Origin of the sequence: Acinetobacter sp. Ag2 (genome assembly GCF_001005515.1) — a bacterium.
Taxonomy (GTDB): domain Bacteria; phylum Pseudomonadota; class Gammaproteobacteria; order Pseudomonadales; family Moraxellaceae; genus Acinetobacter; species Acinetobacter bereziniae.
The window spans coordinates 30,584-51,248 of sequence record NZ_LBNA01000028.1 but is presented as its reverse complement, the minus strand read 5'-3'; the positions used below and the strand labels follow the sequence as shown (position 1 = coordinate 51,248).

23 protein-coding genes are annotated in these 20,665 nt (G+C 40.4%); 3 read left to right on the top strand and 20 right to left on the bottom strand.

Annotated elements, in window-relative coordinates:
• Nucleotides 1-404 precede the first annotated feature (404 nt).
• From AAV97_RS02805 to AAV97_RS02760, 10 genes are all read right to left on the bottom strand, one after another.
• On the bottom strand, nt 405-1,211 hold the full coding sequence (locus AAV97_RS02805; RefSeq protein ID WP_046759747.1) for a type 1 glutamine amidotransferase domain-containing protein: 807 nt from the start codon (nt 1,209-1,211) through the stop codon (nt 405-407).
• 89 nt (nt 1,212-1,300) lie between these two features.
• Nucleotides 1,301-1,714 carry a MerR family transcriptional regulator gene (locus AAV97_RS02800; protein WP_009586765.1) on the bottom strand — a complete coding sequence of 138 codons (414 nt, stop codon included), beginning with the start codon at nt 1,712-1,714 and terminating at the stop codon, nt 1,301-1,303.
• Nucleotides 1,715-1,913: 199 nt separating this feature from the next.
• Complete coding sequence (locus AAV97_RS02795; RefSeq protein ID WP_046759746.1) at nt 1,914-2,795, bottom strand: SphA family protein; 882 nt, start codon at nt 2,793-2,795, stop codon at nt 1,914-1,916.
• 96 nt (nt 2,796-2,891) lie between these two features.
• A complete protein-coding gene (gene catA / locus AAV97_RS02790) occupies nt 2,892-3,812 on the bottom strand; it encodes a catechol 1,2-dioxygenase (RefSeq protein ID WP_046759745.1) in 921 nt (306 codons plus the stop codon).
• Between the two features lie 103 nt (nt 3,813-3,915).
• Nucleotides 3,916-4,977 carry an NADH:ubiquinone reductase (Na(+)-transporting) subunit F gene (locus tag AAV97_RS02785; protein WP_046759744.1) on the bottom strand — a complete coding sequence of 354 codons (1,062 nt, stop codon included), beginning with the start codon at nt 4,975-4,977 and terminating at the stop codon, nt 3,916-3,918.
• Between the two features lie 11 nt (nt 4,978-4,988).
• A complete protein-coding gene (locus AAV97_RS02780; RefSeq protein ID WP_004829544.1) occupies nt 4,989-5,351 on the bottom strand; it encodes a phenol hydroxylase subunit P4 in 363 nt (120 codons plus the stop codon).
• A gap of 95 nt (nt 5,352-5,446) precedes the next feature.
• Nucleotides 5,447-6,973, bottom strand: a complete 1,527-nt coding sequence (locus AAV97_RS02775) for an aromatic/alkene/methane monooxygenase hydroxylase/oxygenase subunit alpha (RefSeq protein WP_046759743.1) — start codon at nt 6,971-6,973, stop codon at nt 5,447-5,449.
• Between the two features lie 69 nt (nt 6,974-7,042).
• Nucleotides 7,043-7,312, bottom strand: coding sequence for an MmoB/DmpM family protein (locus AAV97_RS02770; RefSeq protein ID WP_004829542.1), 270 nt, complete (start codon nt 7,310-7,312; stop codon nt 7,043-7,045).
• A gap of 12 nt (nt 7,313-7,324) precedes the next feature.
• Nucleotides 7,325-8,326, bottom strand: coding sequence for an aromatic/alkene monooxygenase hydroxylase subunit beta (locus AAV97_RS02765; protein WP_046759742.1), 1,002 nt, complete (start codon nt 8,324-8,326; stop codon nt 7,325-7,327).
• A gap of 18 nt (nt 8,327-8,344) precedes the next feature.
• Nucleotides 8,345-8,635: a phenol hydroxylase subunit gene (locus AAV97_RS02760; RefSeq protein WP_046759741.1), complete on the bottom strand. Its 291-nt coding sequence runs from the start codon at nt 8,633-8,635 to the stop codon at nt 8,345-8,347.
• A 416-nt stretch (nt 8,636-9,051) separates the two neighbouring features.
• On the opposite strand from AAV97_RS02760, the gene mobR reads away from it, so the two are divergent.
• Nucleotides 9,052-10,734 (top strand): phenol degradation transcriptional regulator MobR, encoded by a 1,683-nt coding sequence (mobR, locus tag AAV97_RS02755; protein WP_046759740.1) that lies wholly within the window; start codon nt 9,052-9,054, stop codon nt 10,732-10,734.
• 264 nt (nt 10,735-10,998) lie between these two features.
• Here mobR and pcaD read toward each other — a convergent pair whose 3' ends face one another.
• The 7 genes from pcaD to AAV97_RS02720 form a co-directional block, all read right to left on the bottom strand.
• Nucleotides 10,999-11,778, bottom strand: coding sequence for a 3-oxoadipate enol-lactonase (gene pcaD / locus AAV97_RS02750; RefSeq protein ID WP_046759739.1), 780 nt, complete (start codon nt 11,776-11,778; stop codon nt 10,999-11,001).
• Nucleotides 11,779-11,863: 85 nt separating this feature from the next.
• Complete coding sequence (gene pcaF / locus AAV97_RS02745) at nt 11,864-13,069, bottom strand: 3-oxoadipyl-CoA thiolase (protein WP_046759738.1); 1,206 nt, start codon at nt 13,067-13,069, stop codon at nt 11,864-11,866.
• A gap of 132 nt (nt 13,070-13,201) precedes the next feature.
• Nucleotides 13,202-13,858, bottom strand: coding sequence for a 3-oxoacid CoA-transferase subunit B (locus AAV97_RS02740; protein ID WP_046759737.1), 657 nt, complete (start codon nt 13,856-13,858; stop codon nt 13,202-13,204).
• Entirely contained in the window at nt 13,855-14,538 is a 684-nt protein-coding gene (locus AAV97_RS02735) for a 3-oxoacid CoA-transferase subunit A (protein WP_046759736.1), read from the bottom strand. The genes AAV97_RS02740 and AAV97_RS02735 overlap by 4 nt, the downstream gene beginning before the upstream one ends.
• Nucleotides 14,539-14,671: 133 nt before the next feature.
• The gene (gene catA, locus AAV97_RS02730; protein ID WP_005033098.1) at nt 14,672-15,592 is read right to left on the bottom strand and encodes a catechol 1,2-dioxygenase; all 921 of its coding nucleotides are present in this window, start codon (nt 15,590-15,592) and stop codon (nt 14,672-14,674) included.
• Nucleotides 15,593-15,742: 150 nt separating this feature from the next.
• Complete coding sequence (catC, locus tag AAV97_RS02725) at nt 15,743-16,033, bottom strand: muconolactone Delta-isomerase (protein ID WP_005033095.1); 291 nt, start codon at nt 16,031-16,033, stop codon at nt 15,743-15,745.
• Between the two features lie 14 nt (nt 16,034-16,047).
• Nucleotides 16,048-17,157: a muconate/chloromuconate family cycloisomerase gene (locus AAV97_RS02720; RefSeq protein WP_035301364.1), complete on the bottom strand. Its 1,110-nt coding sequence runs from the start codon at nt 17,155-17,157 to the stop codon at nt 16,048-16,050.
• 121 nt (nt 17,158-17,278) lie between these two features.
• Here AAV97_RS02720 and catM point away from each other — a divergent pair, with 121 nt between their 5' ends.
• Nucleotides 17,279-18,193, top strand: coding sequence for a cis,cis-muconate-binding transcription regulator CatM (gene catM, locus AAV97_RS02715; protein WP_009586366.1), 915 nt, complete (start codon nt 17,279-17,281; stop codon nt 18,191-18,193).
• Nucleotides 18,194-18,333: 140 nt separating this feature from the next.
• Here the strand turns inward: catM and AAV97_RS02710 are convergent, their stop codons facing one another.
• Complete coding sequence (locus tag AAV97_RS02710; protein ID WP_004829530.1) at nt 18,334-18,522, bottom strand: hypothetical protein; 189 nt, start codon at nt 18,520-18,522, stop codon at nt 18,334-18,336.
• 179 nt (nt 18,523-18,701) lie between these two features.
• Complete coding sequence (locus AAV97_RS02705) at nt 18,702-19,280, bottom strand: DJ-1/PfpI family protein (protein WP_042090000.1); 579 nt, start codon at nt 19,278-19,280, stop codon at nt 18,702-18,704.
• A 253-nt stretch (nt 19,281-19,533) separates the two neighbouring features.
• Between AAV97_RS02705 and AAV97_RS02700 the strand changes: the two genes are divergently transcribed.
• Nucleotides 19,534-20,007, top strand: a complete 474-nt coding sequence (locus AAV97_RS02700) for a hypothetical protein (protein WP_009586349.1) — start codon at nt 19,534-19,536, stop codon at nt 20,005-20,007.
• 139 nt (nt 20,008-20,146) lie between these two features.
• Here AAV97_RS02700 and AAV97_RS02695 read toward each other — a convergent pair whose 3' ends face one another.
• Complete coding sequence (locus AAV97_RS02695; protein ID WP_004829527.1) at nt 20,147-20,665, bottom strand: chromate transporter; 519 nt, start codon at nt 20,663-20,665, stop codon at nt 20,147-20,149.

Genomic DNA, 20,665 nt, shown 5'->3' with positions numbered 1-20,665 from the left:
TATTCATACAAGTGATTTGGATGATTCATTTATTTCGCCCTTTTGAATCTATAGATGGTCTTGCTATCGTGAAGCGACATGGATGTCGCCATGTTGAGCGGGGGTATATAGGATGTACCCCTCGCTCAACGAAAGATTTTTGTCACTTTTCATCTCTGAAAAGTGAGCCATCGCCTACGCAAAACAATTTAAACTTTAGAAATAAAGCGTGGCTGTGCAAGCCTTAGATCATCAAACAATCTATTGATCGCTTTCATTTTATTGATCAAGAGAAATGAAACGCTATTGATGGTTGCGCTTGCGGAGCACCGCTCCTCATCCTAAAATTGAATGAAAACTCAGTAAGACTCCGCAGAGATTTATTTTTTTCTTCTAGTTAAGGATGTGGTTACTTCGAACTCACATTACTTTAGACTTTTTAATCGTTTTATCACAGCCTCAGCAACTTCTTTACTGGATTGAGGATTTTGTCCAGTGATGATCCTGTCATCAGAGATCACATAAGAGGTAAAAGGGAGAAAACCTCGTTTATATTGAGCACCGCGTTGTATTAAATTGTTTTGTAGAGAAAAGGGAACTTGAGATTTAATTCCAGACAGCGTTTCCTCAATATTGGCAAAACCGGTCACAGTTCTTCCTGCAATCAGCGGTTGTCCATTTTGTTTTTTTAAAGGCAATAATCCACCGACACCATGACATACTGCTGAAACAATCCCACCTTGTTGATAAATTTTTTCACTGATCTTTTGTAGGGCTTGATTGTTGGGGAAATCCCACATCGTCCCATGCCCACCAGTATAGTAAACGGCTTGATAATGTGCTGAATCAATTGCATTAGGTGCCAGTGTGGTGTTCAGCCGTTGTACAAAATTTGGGTCTGCTAGATGTGCTTTAGCTGATGCATCCATGTAGATAGATTTTAAACTCCGTTCATCCAGTGGAACAGTACCACCTTGAGGGCTGACAAAATCCATGTCGTATCCTGCTGCTTGAGCAACATCATAAAAATGAGTAAGCTCAGTCAGCCACAATCCTGTCGTGTCTGAACGTGAGGGATACTTTGCATGATTCGTCATAACGACCAAAATTTTTCCGCTTGATTTTACGGGGTTTGTTTTTTGAGTAGATTCAGATGCTGTGCTTTGACCACTTGCGAATATCACCATAAAAATGCCCATCCACCGATAAAGAAGATTCCAACGTTTAAACATAACAGGTTCCTAATCGTCCACCTGTATTCAATGCTATGCTTAAAGTGAGGTTTAAGGTCAAGCACTTTTATGATTTATGGATAACTGGGCTACATTTGTTCCTTTGCATAATAAAGATTCAGTAAGCGTTGTGCATTTTCCGCACAAGTAATTTCATCAGGTTTGTTATTGATTGCGTGAATCATGGTGCGTAGATTCAGTTTGCTAAGACTTAACTTTTGCTCTAATTCTTCAATATCTTTAATTTTACTTTCTAAAATACCGATCAATATATCGTGATTCCATTGACCAACTTGAGAGGGTAAGAAAGACTTGATTTCATTCAATGAAAAACCGACTTGTTGTGCCTGTTGAATCAAAAAAAGCTGCTTAAGATCATCTTCACTGTATTCTCTATAACCATTAGATTTTCTTTTGGCTTTGGGGAGTAGTTTGATTTGTTCGTAGTAACGAATCGTCGGCGTACTTAGACCGCTTTGTTTAGATAATTGACTGATATTCATTTTACTAATTTCTTTTTAACAGTAAAGTTTACTTTAGGCTTTTGTATAGTCAAAAGCAAGATGAAAAGATCAATCTGAATTTAATTGAGTGTAAGGGCAAGAACAGTGGAGCAGGGAAAGGATCTTGTATTTTCAGTAGTAGCGCCATGAAAATACAAGATTGGTGAATACCCTATGATCAAAACAGACCCGTTTAAAATTAGAATGCCCAAACAAATTTTAATAGTCCGGTATGACCTTTTGGGCGATTTTCAACTTGAGTCTCAGTTAAATATTTCGCTTCGACCGACCAGTTTTTATCTTGATATTGTACGGCAGGACCAACAGCCAAAACCTGTCCACGCATACCAATATTGTCACCATGTTGGCGATCTGATTTGGTTTGCTTAAACGCATAACCTTCAATAGCAACTTTAACATGATCTGAAAGCTTATAGCCTATACTGTAATCTCCTGCAAAATAATCTCCAGATCGATAATGTGTATCATCGTTTTCTGTATTAAAGCTATAAGAGATTTTCGTAGAAAGGTCTAAACCATTTTCAGGTGCATAGCTATAGGCAAAAATTGGTCGTACGGTATTGTAGTTTTTTCCTATATTGGCAACCAAAGGTTGAGTGATGCTTACTTTGTCATATTTTCCAGTAGCAAGCACTGTTTCAATCGCGCCAATCCAGTGATGATTACCACGGTGCCAACCAAGCATTGAACCGAGCATTAGATCACCCAAGGCGGTGTTATGGTCTGACATACCTGCTGCTGAGAGGCGCAAATCGACCATCGGTTGAATCGCATAGAATCCAAGTTGACCTCCCCAATAGTTTTGCTCTGTCATCCAAACCAGTCGAGGAATAAAAGCATTGACGTCTAAATGAAAATTGGGAGGACCTTGATCAAAATGTCCTGCATGATAATTTTGATAATAAGTTAATAAGTAAACACCCGGTGGAGGTAAGGCACCTGCCATCATACCTTCTGCACCTAAGGCAAATGAGTCTGCACCATTTTCCGTAGCATGAACGATGTGCGTGCTTAAACCGAGCATTAATGTAAGTGAAAGTTTTAAGATGAGTTGTTTCATAGAAAATCCTTTTCAATGATATTTTTATGACATCGAGCTGTACCTATAAGCTTCTGTATAGGTACATTGTGTTAGATGAAATCGTGATGTTTGAGGTTAAGCTGCTGCTCGACGGCGATTAACTTCTGTTGAGGGAATTTGTTGAGTGTCTTTGACCAATTCAAAATGAAAGTTAATGTGCTTAAAAGGCTGATCTAAATTATATTTTTTAATCTCGTCAATAGCTGTAACTTCACTTGCCGTGGCAATTAAGCCTTCACGTGTGGCAAAGGCAAAGTCATCCCACAGATATTGGTCACCCTCAATATTGAATTGGGTGGTGAGTTTGCGATAACCCGGTGCAGAGACAAAGTAGTGAACATGAGATGGTCGATTGCCGTGACGTCCCAGCAAATTGAGTAGCGCTTGTGTCGTACCTTCGGGTGGACAGCCATAACCTACAGGCATGGTGGTTTGTGCGACATATTGACCATTGGCATCTGTGAAAATACTACGGCGCAAATTAAACTCAGACTGAGATTTATCAAAGAAAGAATAATTGCCTAGACTATTGGCATGCCAAATTTCTACTTTGGCATTGGGAATTTTATTTCCAGCCGTATCTGTGACAATACCTTCAATGATCAACGTATCAACATGATCCGATTCAGAACCATCATCCATACGGGCAAAGCCGACAGATTCAGGTGCACCTGCAACATATAATGGACCTTCGATCGTGCGTGGTGTTCCGCCTGTAATACCAGCTTTCGCATCGGCTTCATCAGCACGCAGATCTAAATAGTGTTCTAAGCCTAATCCTGCTGCCAACAGACCAAGCTCGTTGGCTTGACCTGCATCGGTAAAGTATTCTAAACCTTTCCAAAGTTCAGTTTGAGATATATCCAAGTCTTCAATAGCTTTGAACAAGTCTCCGAGTAGACGAACGACAATTTGCTGAACACGTGGATTCACTTCACCTGTTGCAGTGTCTACATTCATTTGTTGAACTAATTTATCTATTTCTTGACGGTTCATCATCATCTTCCTTTGATTGATATGAATGTTGGGAGTGATCTTGTTTTGTCGAGATCACTCAACTGTATCTTTGACTAAAATTGTATAAAGACATGCGTTAGGTCTAGATGTGTCTGAAAAGTGCTGAACGTGATTGTTCCTTTGCACCATCCGCAGCACTCAAGAAACGTTCAGTATGGATATCTTTTTCAAACAAACGGCTTTGCATCAATGTAGAAATAGCAGCATCAATCATCGGAGGCGGTCCACATAAATAGGCTTTGTGTCCACCACATTTGTGCTCGAAATAATTTGCCACAGCTTCATGCACAAAGCCTGTAAAACCTGTCCAATCGTCTGCTGATTTGGGTGCATTCAGCGCTGGGATGTATCTGAAATTTGGATATTCTTTGACAAGCTGTTCAAATTTTTCTCGGTTATACAATTCAGCCAGATCACGTGCGCCTTGGAAAAGATATATGATGCGTTGATCACCTTGTTCAAGCAGATCCATGATCATGGATTGCGGACTAGACAACCCCGAACCGCCTGCGATAAAGATGACATTTTGTTGGTCAGACTTACGCACAAAGAATTGCCCATATGGACCTGAAAGAGCGAGTTTATCTCCCAGCTTTAACTGTTCATGGATATACTGTGTTCCCTGACCGCCCTCGACTTTACGAATGTGCACTTCGATGATATTGGTTTCACTGGGTGAGTTTGCAATTGAAAATGCACGAGTCCCTTCGACATTGGGGATATGGAGATTGATATATTGTCCAGCTTGAAATGCCATCTCACGATCAATTTCAAAACGGATGCCCTTAATCGTTGGTGATAAGTCGGTTATTTCGACCACTTTTGCTTGGTAGTCTTGAACCAAGTAGCCTAAGAAATCCTCATCTTCATCCACATCTGCTTCGATGATCATGTCAGATTCAGGTTTACAACAGCAGGCCAAAACTTTATTTTCTTCTCGTTCAATATCCATCAATGCAAACGGTGAAGCCTCGCCAACATCGTAGAAGCCGTCTGTGACTTGGACTTTGCAAGTCCCGCATGTGCCATGCCCACATGCAAAGGGTAGCCAAACCCCTTGGCGTAATGCAGCATCCAAAATAGTTTGATCTTGCTCTACTTCAATCGTGGTACCGATGGGTTCGATGGTAACTTGATAGCTCATCTTCATTCTCCTTAAACGTGTGTGCCGTTGTAACCTTGTAATTCAGGCGTAACAAAGCGTAGGAGTGATTTGTGATCAAAACCCAAATCCGCTAAAGATTTAGAAAAGTCCACGTTTAACCGTTGCCGATTAAGGTAAAACTCAACTTTTGACCAATCAATATTTGCAAAGTCAGGGTGTTGTTCGAAACCTACTTGAATCTGTCCATCAAGCAACTCTTGAAAAGTTTGATGCGCTGAAACGACAAAAGTATGGGCAGAACAAAAAAGTGTATGATGATCCCAGCCAATAAATAGCAGCATATTGTCGCCGTATTTTTGCTGGAGATCTAAAGGTTCAAATTGATAATTTTCTACAATCGCTTTTACGGTCATGGGGTAATTCCTCAAATTTTTTGAATAAATCCTTGAGAGGATGTAGTCGTTAGCGACGACATCCGTTCCTTGGTGCTGTTGTTTTGAGTGGTGGATTAAGCCGCGTTACCTTTCCATTTTTTCCAGCGTTTTTGGTCTGGGGAACCTTCTATGTCAAGATTGTCTGCACCCACATTGAAATTGTAGTAGTCCCTTAAAATGCTTTCTAAGTCAGGACCACCGCAATTGCCTTGTAAAATCTGATGAACAGGCAACCAAGCTTGGATGTATTTTTCAGGCTCTCTTTCAAAAATGTCATGGCAGCCATCTGAACAGGTATGGTAGCGTTCGTCTTGGTAAATTGACTCACGATAACTGAACATGGTTTGGTCGCCATCCATCTCTGTAAATGTCATTGGAATTTGGCAGACTTGGCAAAGTTGTGGTAAGCCTGCGCTATAGAAGCGTTTACCTTCGGCTTCCATTTTGCGTGCCAGTTCCCAGCGTGGGCGATAGTATTGGTCAAAAGTGTCAGGGTATTTTGCAGATAACCAATCCATTTCTTCATCTGTTGGAATCCAAGTATGGAAGCCAGCCGCATGACCAAAGTTATAGAAAATCCACCATGCTTGGTGTGATACATGCTCTTTTTCTTTGGTGATGACTTCACTGTATTTCGGCATACGAATGCCATAGCGACTAAGGTCTTTGAATAATGCACCACCTGCTTCTTCAAAGTAGGTTTCCCAAGCTTCTTTCCATGACATGACTTTATTTGGCAACATATAGTCCATCATCATGCCGACGATGGAGAGCAAACGGGTGCCACGCCAGAACCATTTATCAATCCATTCTTGAACGATTGGTACATTATCTTCATGCTGTTCAAGTAAGAATTTGACAATTTCTAAACCGAGTGTCATGTGGCGTGCTTCATCTGATTGGGCACTAAAGCCAAAGGTGACAGTTGCCATATCACCGTTATAGGCTGCGCCTGACATAAATGGTACGAATAACAGATTGGTCAATACATATTCAAAAGCAAAACTGATCGCCAATAAAAACTCAAACGGTCCAGCTGAACGGGCATCTTCAAAGAATGATTTCGGAACGGATAAATACCAAACACGATCATGCATATGTGCCCAATCTTGGAAACCGTCAAAGAACTTGTTGTAATGACTCATCGCATGAATCTGAGTTTGTACATGACGTAATTCATCGATAGATTGCATCTGTGAAGCAATTCGAGCGCCGATTCCACCAAATTGGCGTCCAACATGTGCATAACCCTGATAAGCTTGATATTCCAACGGGGTCACTGCGGTTAAAAACAGTTTGATGGCATTGACATAACGTTCATTCGAAACATTCATTTGTCCATTGTTTTGCGCAAATGCATCAAAAATGGCATACAGTTTCTTTTCTTTTTCAGCTTGGTATTTCCAATAGGCATCCATGGTTAAACGGAACGGGTCTTCCCATTTTGACCAGTCAGTGATTTTTATGCCTTCGAATTCTTCATAAGGAAAGGCATCTTTTCGATCTGCATAGGAAAACTCCCAGTCCAGATCACGGGTCAATATTCGATAACGCTCTTTGGCATTGAGTTTTTTATTGCTGATTTTTGCTTGGCTATTCATTTTGATTATCCTTTCAATGGCTTGAAGCTGCCTGCTTCTGATGTTTTGCTTTGATGTAGGGCGACGGGTTTAATTCCACTTCAGGGTAAAACTGTCATCATCTTCCTCTACATTGCCACCCAGTGTGATCATGTTGAGTTGCAGTTCTTGAATGTCCCAATCCTGTCCGAGTTTTTCTGATACTGTTTCAGCTCGAATCACCAAAATACCTGTACTTTCTACACGTATCATGGCTGGGAGATATTGAATGTTGGCCTCAGGATTGTCCTGTTCAATGGCTTCAATGATGTAACGTGAGGTGTCATTGTCTTGTAAGGCTAAATAAACTTTAGAACTCATGATGGCAATTCCTTATGCTGCTGAATCAAGTAAAACCAAACCTACCTTTTTACTGCGTTCTGAAAGAGCATTCAGTGCAGTATCAATATTGCTGTCAGGTAGTGCGTTTTGTGCCCAACTTTGAAATGCCAGTTGAACGTTTGGAAGCATTTCGGTTATCCATGATTGAATTAAAGTTTTATTTTCTTCTGATTCTGAAATCGCAGTTTTTAAAACACTGTCAGACCACTTACGTAAATCAGTTAAGCAGTCTTTAACAAATTCGGTGAGGATGGCGATATCACGTCCACCATGTTCAACAAGCCATTGATCGAGTTGTCCAAAGACCAGTTCTTGTAAGAAGGTGTCGATCAGCAGATTTTGCAGGATGTAGAGTTTGAACCAATCTTGCTCTGTCAGGCTGTGCTCGCAAAGTTTGCGTAGAGGTTGCCACATCTCATCATTCATCCAAGCTTGTTTCGCCTGTGCTAAGGATTCACCTGTATGACCGTCGAGCATCAGACCGATACGGGAAATATATTGCGCCATCCCTAAACGATCCATTGCTGCAAAAATACAGGCTTGGGTGATCACGGTTCCATAGCCATAAGCACTCCCTGACATCATGTGTAAGTTGGCAGTCTGTTCGACATAGCGAAATGGCAATAAACAAGTGATGATTTTTTGTTTGACTGCATCACTGAGGTTGTCAACCAATTGACGTTTTTCAAAAAATGAATAATTACTTTCAGCTGTATCTTGCATACGTGCGCGATGTTGCACATAAGCACCATAGTAGAACTGACGAGGATCCTTAAATGCATACCAGTCTTGCATTTTCAAAGCTGTATGGGTTTGATCATTTAACGTTTTTTCAGGCTTCCACAATGGACGATAGTGAAAGTTGGTGGATGCCTGTACATCAAAACTGACTTCCTGATAACGGGTGGCAGGTTTGCTACCAAAGCGACGTTCGATATAGGCATAGCTTTGGCGAATCGGCTCTAAATTGGATGTTTTAATTTCTAAAGTCATTTCATTCTCCTTTTCGACTTAAGCCTGATCTTCTTGATCAGCATATTGGCGCGTATTATTGAGAACAGTGGGTTCAATGCCGTAGCGCCATTTATCTTCCTGCGCGTCATTCCAAGCCTGTTGTTCTGCGGTCATTTCGATTACATGGTTAATTTCACAAAAGTGCTGAAATGCCTGTTGGGGTAAAACCAATTCAACAAATAGGGTTGGATCATGAATCGCAAAATCAAACTCAACGAATTTGGCATTACGGTCACCAGTAATTCGAATGTATTTCACCAGTGGGTGAGTGGGGGTGGCATCTACCATAAGTGGAATCCTTGTGGTCAACATCAACAACAGCTTTGATGCAGAGCGTCATGCTCTTCGGATAATTCCCTGTAGATATTCCAAAAGTCGTGCCAACTTTATTTTTATATTTAAATACAAGTGTTTAAGAATTTTGTGTTGATTGAAAGAGAGGAGATTGATTGAGATATTCATCAAATGATGAACAATGTTTGAATCGGATTTCATCAAAACAATAAACACCTTATTGATTGATTCATTCGTTTATTTTTTTATTTATGAAATAAGATTTTTTTAAGCGACTGATATAGCTCAAAATTAAGATAATATACCTCTAAGGTATAAAAATATAAGAATAAGGTAGTAAGGCTTTTTAGTCGGAATTAGGTAATATCAAGGTTGCATTCACAAAAGACATATAGCCAAGGATGGATATCATGCCCCAAGCCAAAAATGTGAAGGTATATAAGCAGATACTTGAACAAAACAAAGATATTCAAGATCTATTGGATAAAATCGTTTTTGATACCCGACATGGTCAAATCTGGTTTGATGAAAATCGTATGTTGTTGATGCATACCAGTATCATGGGGTTTTTAAGAAAAGATTTGTTTCAGATGTTAGGGCTTGAAAGAACCAAACGTTTTTTTATTCGTTGTGGTTATCAAGCTGGCATGCGTGACGCAGAAGTGACCTCTAAACTTCGCCCCAATTTAAATGAAGCTGAAGCATTTATGGCGGGACCACAAATGCACGGTATTCGTGGCATGGTGCAGGTAGAAGTCAATGAGTTGCACCTCAGTCATGATCTAAAGCAGTTTTATGCGGATTTTAATTGGCTGAACTCATTTGAAGCTGAAGTTCATTTGAGTGAGTTTGGTTCTTCCGATGAACCAGCTTGTTGGATGCTCTTGGGTTATGCTTGTGGTTACAGTAGTTTTGTGATGGGACAGACCATTATCTATCAGGAAACACATTGTGTCGCTCAAGGGGATGACCATTGTCAAATTATTGGCAAACCTTTAAGTGAATGGGAAAATGCTGATGAGCTGATTCGTTTTATGTCACCAGATCCTATTTCAGATGAAATCATTGCCTTACAGGCTGAACTCAATGCGTTGAAAAAGAATATTTACACAGACGCAGAAAGTGATTACACCATGTTCAATGCGGTGGGTGAATCAGTGGCTTACCGTCAAGTATGTGATTTACTGAAAAAAGCAGCAGGCAGTAAAGTGGCTGTTTTATTGCAAGGTGAAACAGGTGTAGGTAAGGAAGCATTTGCTCGTGGTATCCATAATGCCAGTCAGCGTAAACGCCAACCTTTTGTTGCGGTCAATTGTGCTTGTATTCCTCCAGATTTAATTGAGTCAGAACTTTTTGGTGTTGAAAAAGGTGCATTTACAGGGGCGACTCAATCTCGAATGGGAAAATTTGAACGTGCTCACGGTGGAACGATTTTTCTTGATGAAGTCATTGAGCTTTCACCACGTGCGCAAGCTGCCTTGTTAAGAATGTTACAAGAGGGTGAGTTTGAACGGGTAGGAGATACTCGTACACGTCAAGTTGATGTCAGAATTGTTGCAGCAACCAATGAGGATTTGGAACAAGCTGTGAAAGATGGCAAGTTTCGAGCAGATTTATATTATCGCCTTAATATTTTTCCTGTTTTGATTCCACCTTTACGTGAGCGTAAAGAAGATATTCCTTTATTGATCAATCACTTTTTGGCACGGTTTGAAAATATGTACGACAAAACCTTAAAAGGCTTAAGTGATAAAGCCAAAAGTTTCGTGATGAAATATGATTGGCCGGGCAATATTCGTGAATTAGAAAATTTGTTAGAACGTGCAACGTTATTGACGGATCATCAACAGGAAATAAAATTAGACAGTTTATTTCCACAGCATAAAGATGTGGAAAGTATCTCTCATTCGACAAACATGAATATCAATATTGATGAATTATTGACTGAACATTTTTCCTTGGAACAATTTGAACAAGACATTATTCGCACTGCTATGGACAAAAGTCGCCAAAATGTTTCAGAAGCGGCTCGAATTTTGGGAATTAGTCGGGCGACCTTGGATTATCGGTTAAAGAAAATTGATCTACCATAAAGAGATCAGCATGCATCAAGATGACAACCAATTCAATTCATAGCTATATCACTATATGAATTTATTTAATAAATCAAAGGTTTGAATCATATTTAAAACATCTTGGTGCAGTTTGTCTACTTTATGGCGAAGCTAAGATGTTGAGTGGAAAGAATGAGGCTTCGGAGGCAAATTAATATTCTAAAAACCAATGAATTGAACAGTAAAAACTCACCAGTGTGAGTTTTTACTTAAGACTACAGATTCAAAGAAGATTTAAAATCATCAAGAGACTAGAAAATCTGCCAAGGCTTGATTAAATTGTTGCGGTTTTTCTACATTGGAAATATGCGATGCTTCAATCACAAAGAGTTCAGACTCAGGGATTTGCTCCTGCATAAATTGCCCATCTACAACAGTCGTCACTGGATCTTGTGCACCAGCAATCACCAAGACAGGTACCGTAATGCTATTGATTCGAGTGGTTAAATCCGCTTTAGCCAAAGCCTCACAACAACTTGCATAACCCTCTGTGCTGCTAGCTGCGAGGTCGTTACTCATGGATTTTACAATCGCTGTTTGACTTTGGATAAAGGGCTCGGTAAACCAACGAAGTGCTGCTGTTTCTGCAATCGGGGTTAAGCCTTGCTCACGCACCAATTCGGCACGTGCTAACCAAGCAGATTCCTGACCAATTTTTGCAGCAGTATTGCAGATCACAACATGGTTAAATCGTTGCGGATGATGAATGGCTAACCATTGACCTGTTAAGCCACCCATTGAAATTCCGCAAAAATCTGCTTTTTGAATATTGAGCTGATCCAATAAATGAATGACATCTTGACCCAAATGTTCGATAGAATAGGGTCCTTGAGGTGCTGTCGATTGCCCATGACCACGGGTGTCATAGGCTATGACAAAATGATCTTTTTGAAAATATTCAATTTGTGCTTGCCACATACTCAGTTGAGTACCCAACGAATTGGAAAATATAAGGGCAGGCAGAGTCGGCTTACCCCATGTTTGATAATGAATCACAGCATCATCTGACTGGAATGTTGGCATGGAAACTGATCCTTTTACCTGTTTGATGATATTGCAAGACCAACAACTTTGATGATTGGCTACAAAATCTTGTTTTAAATTAAAATTAAACGCGTTGAATAATCATGGCGATGCCTTGACCCACACCGATGCACATTGAACACAAAGCATATTGCCCTTGAATCTGTTCGAGTTGGTTGAGGGCGGTTGTCACCAAGCGAGCGCCTGATGCACCCAATGGATGCCCCAAAGCAATTGCACCACCATTCGGATTGACCCGTGCATCATCATCTGCCAAGCCTAAATCACGAGTCACCGCTAAAGCTTGGGCGGCAAAGGCTTCATTCAGCTCAATCACATCCATCTGCGCCAAACTCAGATTTGCCTGTTGAAGTAATTTCTTGATCGCTGGTGCAGGTGCAAATCCCATGATTCGAGGTTCTATACCCACGGTTGTCGCTGCAATGATTTTGGCACGTGGTTTTAATTGATACTGTGTAACGGCTTGATCTGATGCGATCAGTAAAGCGGCTGCACCATCATTAATTCCTGAAGCATTGCCCGCAGTTACCGTACCTTCTGCTTTCACCACACCTTTTAATTTTTGTAAGGCTTGCAATGTGGTTGAAGCCCGTGGATGCTCATCTTGATCCACTAGCAAAGCATCACCTTTACGCTGAGGAATGGTCAAAGCAACAATTTCTTGTTTAAAAAAGCCCTGTGCCTGTGCTGCTGCTGTACGTTGCTGGCTGTTCAATGCAAACTGATCTTGATCAGCACGGTTGATGTTGAATTGCTCAGCCACATTTTCAGCCGTTTGTGGCATGGTTTCTACACCATACATGTCTTTTAGCTTGGGATTGATAAAGCGCCAACCCATGGTGGTGTCTTCAATCTTTTGGCTACGCCCAAAAGCACTATCGGATTTGCCCATCACATAGGGTGCTCGACTCATACTTTCCACACCACCAGCAATGATCAGATCGGCTTCATTGGCTTTAATTGCTCGTGCTGCCATCGCAATTGCATCCAGTGACGAACCACATAAACGATTGACTGTAGTTGCAGGCACTTCAACAGGCAGCCCTGCCAATAATGCTGACATACGACCCACATTTCGGTTGTCTTCACCTGCCTGATTGGCACAGCCATAAATCACATCGTCGACTTTTTGCCAATCCACAGTCGGGTTGCGTTGCATCAAGGCTTGAATTGGCACTGCACCTAAATCATCCGCTCTTACAGCTGCAAGTCCACCAGCATAACGACCAAATGGAGTTCGAATGGCATCAATGATATAAGCATTTTTCATGTGTTTTTCCTTAAATAATCTCTCTTAAGAAGCAGTGCTTCTCATCCTTTAAAAAGGAGAGAGACTTCAGCCCATTATTTATTTAGGTGAAGTCCCCCTTTAACAAAGGGGGATTTAGGGGGATTTCATCCATTAATTCTGCTGTGTTGCATCAACCAATTCAGCACCCGTCATCGACTGCAATTCTTCAAAGCTGAGACCCGCTACTTTTTCAATCACTTTTAAACCGTCTGGAGTAACATCAATCACACATAGATCGGTATAGATACGGTCGACACATTTTTTGCCAGTCACAGGATAGGTCAGCTCAGCCACGATTTTGGGTTCGCCTTGTTTGGTGACATGGTCAGTGGTGATAAAGACTTTTTTGGCACCGACTGCCAAATCCATCGCACCACCCACCGCAGGGATTGCATCAGGTGCGCCTGTATGCCAGTTGGCAAGATCACCATTTTCAGCAATTTGGAAGGCACCCAATACTGCAATATCCAAGTGCCCACCACGCATCATGGCAAAAGAATCGCCGTGATGGAAAAAGCTTCCGCCTGTGAGCATGGTGACAAATTCTTTGCCTGCATTAATCAGTTCAGGGTCTTCATCGCCTTTGGCAGGGGGTGGACCAAACGCCAACAAACCATTTTCAGAATGTAGGAATACATCTTTGTCTGAAGGTAAATATTTCGAGATTTTGGTCGGTAAACCAATACCTAAATTCACATAAGCGCCATCGGGAATGTCTTGTGCAACACGTTCTGCAATTTGGTCACGGCTTAGTTTTTGGTAACTCATTGTGCTTCTCCCTGTCCTGCATTGACAGCAACCACATGCTGTACGAAAATCCCGGGTGTAATGATATGTTCAGGATCAAGTTGACCGAGTTCTGCGATTTCAGAAACCTGTGCAATGGTGACATCCGCCGCCATCGCCATAATCGGTCCAAAGTTTCGTGCAGATTTGCGGTAGACCAGATTGCCCCAACGATCGCCTTGGTGGGCTTTGATCAAGGCAAAATCAGCTTTGATCGGATACTCAAGCACATAGTCTTTTCCGTCGATATGGCGGGTTTCTTTTCCTTCGGCAAGCAATGTACCAAAACCTGTTGGTGTGAATACTGCCCCTAAACCCATTCCCGCTGCTTGAATACGACATGCCAAGTTTCCTTGAGGAACAAGTTCTAGTTCAATCTTGCCTGCATGATAGAGTTCATCAAATACCCATGAATCAGACTGGCGTGGGAATGAACAGATGATCTTACGTACAGCCCCTGATTTGAGGAGTTTTGCCAAACCATAATCGCCATTGCCTGCATTGTTGTTGACAATGACCAAGTCTTTGACGCCAAGCTCAATCAATCCATCAATCAGCTCTGCGGGTTGTCCTGCGGTTCCAAAGCCGCCAATCATAATGGTTGAACCATCCTTGATTTTTGATAGGACTTCCACCATGGATAAAGAACTTTTATCAATCATAAGACTTAACCTTTGTCTATGTTTCCAAATTGCTATGCATAAATGAGTCAGAACATATTTATGCATAGCGATCTAAAACAGGTCATGAGATAAACGCTGTTATCTCACGACCTAACGCATAAAAAATTTCTAATTAAGCACTTGCACGGCGACGATCTACTTCAGTCGTTGGTGCATCTACTTTTTCTTTTACTAATTCAACATTGAAAGTAATGTGTTTGAATGGTTTGTTAACACCACGACGAGCAAGTTCAGCTTCATCAGTGACATCTTCAGCAGTAGCAACTAAACCTTCACGTGTAGCAAATGCAAAGTCATCCCATAGGTACTTGTCACCTTCAATATTAAATTGAGTGGTGAGTTTGCGATAACCTGGTGCAGAGACAAAATAGTGAACATGCGATGGGCGATTTCCATGACGTCCCAGCAAATTGAGTAGCGCTTGTGTTGTTCCTTCAGGTGGACAGCCATAACCCACTGGCATGGTGGTTTGAGCAACATACTGACCATTGGCATCAGTTAAAATACTGCGACGTAAATTAAAATCAGATTGAGATTTATCAAAGAAAGAATAGTTGCCTAGACTATTGGCATGCCAAACTTCAACTTTAGCACCTTCAATAATGTTGCCATCTGCATCTGTGACTTTCCCCTCGATAAACAGGGTATCAACATGATCTGATTCAGAACCATCATCCATACGTGCAAAGCCGACAGATTCAGGTGCACCTGCAACATATAATGGACCTTCGATCGTGCGTGGTGTTCCGCCTGTAATACCAGCTTTCGCATCTGCTTCATCAGCACGCAGATCTAAATAGTGTTCTAAACCTAATCCTGCTGCCAACAGACCAAGCTCGTTGGCTTGACCAGCATCGGTAAAGTATTCTAAACCTTTCCAAAGTTCAGTTTGAGATATATCCAAGTCTTCAATAGCTTGGAATAAATCTCCGAGTAGACGAACGACAATTTGCTGAACACGTGGATTCACTTCACCTGTTGCAGTGTCTACATTCATTTGTTGAACTAATTTATCTATTTCTTGGCGGTTCATACTGATTCTCCTGAAGTATGAAAGGTGTTACGTGGCTTGCTTTGCTTACTCATGGTTGATTGATGAAATATTTAAACCAACAGCTTTGCTTGCTCCATTGCTCACCACAGTCCTTGTTAATTACGGTGATAAAAAAATGATCAATACAGTTTAACTGTCATCTTCACGCACAGATGATGGGTGACGATTTAAAGCCATTACTTCAATATTCATGTAAGGGTACAGTGGAAGACCTTGTAAAATGCTATGCAGTTCTTCATTGCTCTCAACATCAAAAATACTGATGTTTGAATACTGTCCTGTAATGCGCCAAATATGACGCCACTTGCCTTGTCGTTGTAAATCTTGTGAATATGCCTTTTCAACAGCTTTAATTTCATTGGCTTTTTCAGCAGGCATATCCAGTGGGATATTTACATCCATTCTGACTTGGTAAAGCATGGGAACTCCTTGAATTATTTACGACGTAGCTTGTCAATTTTGTCTTCATCCAGTTCAATACCTAACCCAGAAGCTGTCGGAATTTTCAGCTCAAAATTTTCATATTGAAGTGGTTTTTTTAAAATTTGTTCTGTGAGCAGCAATGGACCAAATAGTTCAGTGCCATAAGCCAAGTTACTGAATGTTGAAAAAACATGGGCTGAGGCGATCGTACCTACAGGTCCTTCCAGCATGGTGCCGCCATAGAGATCGATTCCCGCTAGATTGGCTAACTTTCCAACTTCACATGCTTCAATTAAGCCACCTGACTGAGCGACTTTCACTGCAAAAACAGATGCTGCATTGCATTTCGCCAGTTCATAAGCACTTTGTGGTCCCATCAAGGACTCATCTGCCATAATCGCAATATCAAACTTTCGCGTTAAGCGTTGCATAGCATCAATATTTTGAATTGCACAAGGTTGTTCGATCAAATCAACCCCGCCATCTTGAAGCATTTTGATGCCTTTAATTGCGGTTAATTCAGACCATGCTCGGTTGACATCGACTCGAATTGAAATCTCACTGCCCAATGCTTGTTTAATGGCCAACACATGTTCAATATCTTGCTCTAAAGGTCGTGACCCAATTTTTAATTTGAAAATGTTATGACGTTTTGCGGTAATCATTTTCTTGGCTTCAGCAATATCTTTTTCGGTATCACCAGAAGCCAATACCCACAATACTGAAATACTGTCACGTAAACGCCCACCTAATAATTCACTGACAGGAATTCCCAAACGTTGAGATTGAATATCCAATAAAGCAGTTTGAATGGCACATTTTGCAAAACGGTTACCATTGATATTACGCTGAATCACTTGCATGGTTTGTGCAATATTCAATCCAGACAAAGTCTTGAGCAAAGGTGCAAAATAAGTGTCAATATTGGTTTGAACGCTTTCAGGGCTTTCTTCACCATAACCTAAACCACCTATTGTGGTTGCTTCACCCCAGCCAACAAAACCATCTTCAGTCGTGATTTTAATCAGCACCAAAGTTTGTGTTTGCATCGTCGCAACAGCCATCTTATGAGGGCGTATTGTCGGGATCTCGACTAACAGTGTTTCTATGGACTTATACATGCTGCGAATTTCTTAAGTATTAATCTATTTATATACCCTAAATTAATGTAATATCTTTAACTAGGCTGGATTTGGTATTTTTAGATACTTAAAAGGTATATTTTGGTGCGAGATAGATAAAATGGAATTAAGACATCTTCGTTACTTTGTGACTGTGGTTGAAGAGCAAAGTATTACCAAAGCGGCTGAAAAATTATGTATTGCGCAACCGCCCCTGAGCCGACAGATTCAAAATCTTGAACAAGAACTGGGCATCCTATTATTTGAACGTGGTTCAAGACCTGTAAGAACAACTGAAGCAGGGCAGTTTTTTTATCAACATGCGGTACAAATTTTAACCCATACTGCTCAAGCGGCATCTATGGCAAAACGGATTAGTGCAGTCAATAAAATTGTACGTATCGGTTATGTTAGCTCACTTTTATATGCGCTGTTGCCCCAAATCATTTACTTGTTTCGTCAACGTCATCCTGATATTGAAGTGGAATTAATTGAATGTGGGACCAAAGACCAAATTGAAGCATTAAAGCAAGGTAAAATTGACTTAGGTTTTGGTCGTTTAAGAATTAGTGATCCTGCGATTAAACGCATTGTACTCCGTGAAGAAAAGCTGAAATTGGCTGTACATAAAAATGATCATCTCGCTGAATATATCGACCAAGGTGTTTATTTATCACAAATTACTCATGAAACGATTTTCTCTTATCCCGCAACTCAAAAACCCAATTTCTCTACCTTAATTCAGTCGATTTTTACTGAACTGGGATTGGTACCCAAAAATATGGTTGAAGTGCGTGAAATTCATATGGCTTTAGGCTTGGTCGCATCAGGCGAGGGGATTTGTTTGATTCCTGAAAGTGCCAGTGATATTGGAATGAAGAATTTAGTTTATGTGCCTATTTTAGATTTGGAAGCCTATAGTCCAATTTCGCTATCAGTTCGAAATATGGATCAAAGTAGTTATGTGCCGAACATACTTGCATGTGTGAGAGAGGTTTTTGAGCAAGAAAACATTAGCTTAAAAATGAATCTGTAAATGGTCTCAATCTATGCAACTACTGCATGGAAACGTTCTTATATTCTGGATTTGGAATACATGTGCTTAGAACGCTTCCATTTAACACTTCAAGTTTTGATGAAATAGTGCAATTCATTTTTAAACCATTGATCAATGCTTTAAATTTTTTTCCATTGCAGATTTTCTTCATCAAAATTGATTAGAAAAGATGTTCCCGATTCATCACCAACCAGATAAGAAGATGGATTGACCATAAGGACTTTTAATAAGGTTCCTGCTTCAATGGTGATCGGGCGTAAATTTTCTTTCGTTAATGTAACGGGTTGAAGTAATTCAATGATTTCCATTTTTTAAATTAACCTGTTGTTTGACTAAAAATTCATTCATTCATCATGACATAAATGAAAACCTGAGGCTGAAATTTAAATTAAAAAGGTTCAATTTAATGTATTTATATGTAATCTAAAGAATATTGATCAAGATTAAGCTAGATTTTGATGTGTATGCAAAATCTAGCTTTTCATGTTTACAAAGTGATGTTAGCACCAAGAACTTTAACAAATTGGGCTAACCAAGCAGGATGTGCAGGCCATGCAGGCGCAGTCACCAAATGACCATCAGTCACGGCTTCAGTAACAGCTATATCTGCATATTGACCACCTGCCAGTTTAACTTCAGCAGCACAAGCAGGGTAGGCAGAACATAGACGACCTTTTAATACATCAGCAGCAGCCAGTAGTTGTGCGCCATGACAGACTGCGGCAATCGGTTTCTTTACAGTATCGAATTCACGCACAATTTCAACAATACGTGCATTCATTCGCAAATACTCAGGCGCACGACCACCAGGAATTACCAAGCCGATATAATTTTGCACATCAACTTGGTCAAAATCATAATTAATTGCAAAGTTATGACCACGTTTTTCACTATAGGTTTGTTCACCTTCAAAATCATGGATTGCCGTGGCTATACGGTCACCATTTTTCTTATCTGGGCAGACTGCATGGACGGTATAACCTAATCCTGTAAGGAATTGGAAAGGAACCATGGTTTCATAATCTTCAGCATAATCACCGACTAACATCAAAATTTGTTTAGACATTTTTTCACCTGCTGTTCAAAAAATAGTTATCCTTTCAGGTAAAATAACATGCTCAGATTGCAGTTTTAAGTTGAATTTATACGGCTTTAGTCTTAATTTTATTCAGAACGTTGTAATCAATAGATATGTAAATTTCTTATTCTAAAGCAAGACTTTTCAGCTTGAGAAAATAACGCTTGAAGCTCAATCCACAACAGGAAGAAGTCGCCGACTTATTTTAAAAGTGATGAATATAGGATTAAAAAGGAAAAATATGAAAAAGTATCTTTTGGGTATTGGTTTAGTGCTTGCAGCAACAGTAAATCATGCTGCGACGCAACAAACAGTGTATCGGGGAATGGGGGAGGCATCTTCACAATTTCCAAGCTTTAAAAAAATGTTCAAAGATGGACTAATCAATAAAAAGGCAGAAGTTTCTAGATATGATTACAATGATGTCTATCGACTTAAGAAACCCCTAAATTTTATGGGACAAAGCGTCGTTTTGGTTTCAGATGAGTATATGTCTCAATACGCTGGGTGTTGTGTAAGTGAGGGTTGGGGAGCACTTGTCGCAAAAAATACAGATTTAAAACAATTAACTCAATTTGCAAAAGCCAATCAATGTTCATTGACTGAAATGGATCGAAGCAGTACAGACTACTATTATTACAAGCTGAAACAACTGCCAAAAGCACAATATTATGAACTTTCTTGTCGTGAACGAGATCTAGAAAACCAGCAGTAATTTGCATTCAATTCATTCGCCAAATCCCCTTTAAAGGGGATTTGGGTTCTATTAGCGATGTGTTTTATAAACGTTGCATTTTAAAGAAGTCGAGATTTCCAAGTTCAATTGAAGACAGTTAAACCTAATAATAACGTGACTACAGAATCAGTACACCTGTTCCTGCACCAATCAACATTAACCAAACTGGATGAACATTTTTAAACACACTAAGTACTATAGTCAGGACAACGATTGCAATCAGTAAAATATTTTGTGCAGATGCCTGAGCAATAATCCATGCACTGACAAGCACTAAACCTACAGTAATGGGCTTTAATGCTTTTTCAAATCTCGCACGTAATGGATGGCTTTTAAAATTATTCCAAAATTTCAGTGCATAGACAGTGATAATTGAAGAAGGTCCGAATTTGGCAAAAGATGTAACAAGCAATCCCATCGGTCCTGCAACATGCCAGCCGACTAAAGGCACAATCATCATATTTGGACCAGGCGCAGCCTGTGCCATAGCAAACATAGAACTGAATTGTTCAGCGGTCATCCATTGATGAACCACCACAACTTGATGCTGCATTTCTGGCAAAATGGCATTACCACCGCCAAATGCCAGTAAAGACAATTGAGTAAAAACTAAAGTGAGTGCGATAAGGACATACAT